4 protein-coding genes and 1 riboswitch are annotated in these 4,170 nt (G+C 41.7%); all 4 genes read right to left on the reverse strand.

Annotated elements, in window-relative coordinates; genetic code table 11:
• Positions 1 to 50 precede the first annotated feature (50 nt).
• Positions 51 to 1,421 (reverse strand): adenosylhomocysteinase, encoded by a 1,371-nt coding sequence (ahcY, locus tag PSN35_RS06315; protein ID WP_300031000.1) that lies wholly within the window; start codon positions 1,419 to 1,421, stop codon positions 51 to 53.
• Positions 1,422 to 1,443: 22 nt separating this feature from the next.
• Positions 1,444 to 1,512, reverse strand: a riboswitch (S-adenosyl-L-homocysteine riboswitch).
• 23 nt (positions 1,513 to 1,535) lie between these two features.
• Positions 1,536 to 2,669 carry a methionine adenosyltransferase gene (metK, locus tag PSN35_RS06320; RefSeq protein WP_300031003.1) on the reverse strand — a complete coding sequence of 378 codons (1,134 nt, stop codon included), beginning with the start codon at positions 2,667 to 2,669 and terminating at the stop codon, positions 1,536 to 1,538.
• 158 nt (positions 2,670 to 2,827) lie between these two features.
• Positions 2,828 to 3,493, reverse strand: a complete 666-nt coding sequence (gene ccmB, locus PSN35_RS06325; protein WP_300031006.1) for a heme exporter protein CcmB — start codon at positions 3,491 to 3,493, stop codon at positions 2,828 to 2,830.
• Positions 3,490 to 4,170 (reverse strand): cytochrome c biogenesis heme-transporting ATPase CcmA (gene ccmA / locus PSN35_RS06330; RefSeq protein ID WP_367183401.1); only part of this gene is annotated, 681 nt, incomplete at its 5' end. The genes ccmA and ccmB, both read right to left, overlap by 4 nt.

The raw sequence follows: 4,170 nt of genomic DNA on the forward strand, positions 1-4,170 counted from the left end.
AAAAAAAACACCTCTAAAAGAGGTGTTTTGTATTTTACTAAAGCTGGTAGTTAGTATTTATAAGATTCCGGCTTAAATGGACCTTCTTTAGAAACATTAATGTAATCAGCTTGTGTGTCAGTCAAGGTGGTTAACACACCGCCAAAACCGCCAACCATACCAGCTGCTACTTCTTCGTCTAATTTCTTAGGAAGTACTTCAACGTAAATGTCACCACCATTATCTGCAAATTTTTCATCAAATAAGTGCATCTGCGCTAATACTTGGTTGGCAAAAGAACCATCCATAATACGACTTGGGTGGCCTGTTGCGTTACCAAGATTTACCAAGCGACCTTCAGATAATAAGATTAGATAATCATTTTTATCGTCAGATCTAAATACACGGTGTACTTGAGGCTTAACCTCATCCCAACGCCAGTTATCACGCATGTATTGCGTGTCAATTTCGTTGTCAAAATGGCCAATGTTACAAACTACTGAGCCTGATTTTGCACACTGCAACATAGCAGAATCACAAACGTTGTAGTTACCGGTTGTGGTAACGATTAAATCGGTTGTTGCAAGTAAGTCTTTATTAATGCCTTCGACTGTGCCCGTATTAATACCATCATTGTATGGAGAAACAATCTCAAAGCCATCCATGCAAGCTTGCATGGCACAGATTGGATCAATTTCAGATACTTTAACAATCATGCCTTCTTGACGTAGCGATTGAGCTGAGCCTTTACCAACATCACCATAGCCAATGACAAGCGCTTTTTTACCTGACATAAGCATATCAGTACCACGCTTAATTGCATCGTTAAGTGAATGACGACAACCGTATTTATTATCATTTTTTGATTTGGTTACCGAATCATTAACATTGATCGCAGGCACTTTTAGTGTGCCGGCTTCCATCATCTCAAGTAGGCGGTGAACACCAGTGGTGGTTTCTTCACTAATGCCGTGAATGTCGTTAAGCATTTCTGGGTATTTTTCATGTAGCATCTCAGTTAAGTCACCACCATCATCCAGAACCATGTTGGCATCCCAAGGTTTGCCACCCTCTAAAATGGTTTGCTCAATACACCATAAAAACTCTTCTTCGGTTTCACCTTTCCAGGCGAAGGTTGGAATGTCAGCAGCAACCATTGCAGCCGCGGCGTGATCTTGTGTTGAGAAAATATTACAACTTGACCAACGAACTTGCGCACCTAAATCAACCAAGGTTTCCATAAGTACGGCTGTTTGAATGGTCATGTGAATACAGCCAAGAATTTTAGCGCCAGCTAATGGTTGGGTGTCTCGGTATTTGGTACGCAGTGTCATTAGTGCCGGCATTTCAGCTTCAGCTAATTCTACTTCTTTACGGCCGTAATCAGCCAATGCCATATCGGCAACTTTATAGTCGTTATTGTCTAGTGTTTTGTTACTCATTTTTATCTCCTATAAAAAACAATAAAAATGAGCGTCGTTTTGATTGCTGAGCCTGATGGGAATATTACCCAATGCAACGCTCCTCAGCGAGTTAGTTATTATACCAACAAAGAATTATTTTAGTAAGTGCACGCGGTCGGTTTTTTCCCAGGTGATGTCATCTTCAGTGCGACCAAAGTGACCATAACTCGCCGTTTTTTGATAAATTGGACGCTTTAAGTCTAGCATGGCAATTAAGCCTTTCGGGCGTAAGTCAAAATGTTCGCGCACTAATGCTTCGATTGCTTCATTAGACACTTGGCCAGTGCCAAAGGTCTCAACACTAATTGATGTTGGCTCAGCCACACCAATCGCATAAGACACTTGAATTTCACAACGAGCAGCTAAGCCAGCTGCAACGATATTTTTGGCTACGTAGCGAGTTGCGTAAGCAGCTGAACGATCAACTTTTGAAGGGTCCTTGCCTGAGAATGCGCCGCCACCATGACGCGCCATGCCGCCGTAGGTGTCTACAATAATTTTACGACCCGTTAATCCGGCGTCACCCACTGGCCCACCGATTACAAACTTACCCGTTGGGTTGATGTGGTATTTGGTTGTAGTAGAGAGCCATTCGCTTGGCAACACAGGTTTAATTACCTCTTCCATAATAGCTTCTTGCAAGTCTTTCAGCTCGATGCTTTCGTCATGCTGAGTAGAGAGTACCACTGCATCAATGCCAACAATTTTATGACCATCATAGATGCACGACACCTGAGATTTAGCATCAGGACGTAGCCATGGCAACGTGCCATTTTTCATCAGTTCTGCTTGTTTAGCAACTAAACGATGGGCATATAGAATGGGTGCTGGCATGTAAACATCAGTTGCGTTACAAGCATAACCAAACATTAAGCCTTGGTCGCCAGCACCTTGTTCATGGTTTTCAAATTCATCCACACCTTGGGCAATGTCTTGAGATTGTTCGCCTAATAAATTAGCAATATTACAAGTACTGCCATTAAAGCCAAGCTCGTCATCGTTGTAGCCGATTTCGTTAATGGTGTCACGAACGATTTTTTCGTAATTAATGCTAGCGCCTGTGGTAATTTCGCCAGCCAAAACTACATTGTTATCTTTGATTAGGGTTTCGCAAGCAACGCGCGAGTTTTTATCTTGCGCTAATGCAGCGTCTAAGATGGCGTCAGAAATTTGGTCACAGACCTTATCAGGGTGTCCTGCTGACACCGATTCAGAAGTAAATATCATTTTTTTTTGTTCTCCGTATGAACGTTAAAAAACCCCTATAAAGAGGGGTTTTCATCTAAGAAGAACGCCTACTTTAGCTTGTTTTAACTACTCAGGGTAGTAACGCTAGCAATCGGGACAAATCAGCGTGTGGGTGAAATTATAACAAATAAATTAGTTTATTCCAAACTAATTTTCAAGGCAATGCTACTGACGAATGGTGCACTCATTAAACTCAAGATTAAAAACATGGCTAAAAAATACAGCTGCCCGTCAATGGCTAAGCCAAATTGCGCTTGGGATACTGCGCTTGAGGCAAAAATTAAAATAGGAATATAGAGTGGCAAAATTAACAGTGATAGTAGCATGCCGGAATTTTTAATGCCAACAATGAGTGAGGCACCAATGCTGCCTATTAAACTCAAACTTGGCGTGGCTAACAGTAGGGTGATCATTAGTACCCGAATGCCCGCTTCATCAAGAAATAGAAAAATACCCAATAAAGGTGAGAGCAAAATAATAGGAATGCCGGTTAGAATCCAGTGTGCGGTAATTTTTGCCAAGATCAACAAAGGTAACGAATGATGAGAGCTAACCATTTGCTCTAAGACGCCGTTTTCATAATCATGATGGAATAAAGCATTCAGAGATAACAACACTGCCAACATACTTGCCACCCAAATAATACCTGCAGCAATTTGTGAGAGTGTAGCCGCTTCAGGGCTAATGGCTAGTGGAAATAGCGAAACAGAAATAATAAAAAACAAAAGCGGATTAAGCACACTAGAAGGGTTTCTCAGCGCAACACGTAGATCTCGACTTAAGGTTCTTAGGTAGATATTCATAAGGCTAGAATTTTTTGATTAGCCAGTGCTGAATCTTGATGTGTGGTGAATAAACACAACCCGCCATTAGCGCAGTGCTGAGTAATTCTACTTTCAACAATCTCAACACCGAGCGGATCAAGTGCGGTAAAGGGCTCATCCAGCAGCCAAATTTTAGCTTTAGACACAAACAAGCCTGCCAAAATAACGCGACGCTTTTGTCCAGCTGATAGATTGGCGCAATATTCATCTTCATAACCCTTAAGGCCAATATCATTAAGCGCCTGAATCAGCTGATGTTGCTCAGTGGTTTTATTTAGCGCACTTAAATATTCAAGATTTTCAAGACTACTTAACTCGCCACTCAACGCTGCTTGATGGCCTAGGTAAAAAACCTCTTGTTGATAACGCTCAGATTTAACTGGATGCTGATCCCAGACTACCTCACCTTGCTCGGCAGCGCTAACACCCGCTAGAATTCTTAACAACGATGTTTTGCCACTGCCATTCGTGCCAGTAATGCGCAGAATATCACCAGCATGAGCCTGAAAAGACAAATTATCAAAGAGTTGGTTATAGCCTCTTTGACAACTTAGATTATGAATGTTTAGTGATGACACGGCATGTGGCTGCTTACCAAAATTTATACCAAGGCGATGGTTCAACTTCTTTGACTTTTTTAGCTTCTTCAGCTTGCT

The organism is Candidatus Thioglobus sp. (assembly GCF_028599055.1).
Lineage (GTDB): Bacteria > Pseudomonadota > Gammaproteobacteria > PS1 > Pseudothioglobaceae > Thioglobus_A.

What these genes read in the sequence shown, in the direction of transcription:
- ahcY (WP_300031000.1), bottom strand. Translation starts at nt 1,421, where the DNA reads ATGAGTAACAAAACACTAGACAATAACGACTATAAAGTTGCCGATATG.
- metK (WP_300031003.1), bottom strand. Translation starts at nt 2,669, where the DNA reads ATGATATTTACTTCTGAATCGGTGTCAGCAGGACACCCTGATAAGGTC.
- ccmB (WP_300031006.1), bottom strand. Translation starts at nt 3,493, where the DNA reads ATGAATATCTACCTAAGAACCTTAAGTCGAGATCTACGTGTTGCGCTG.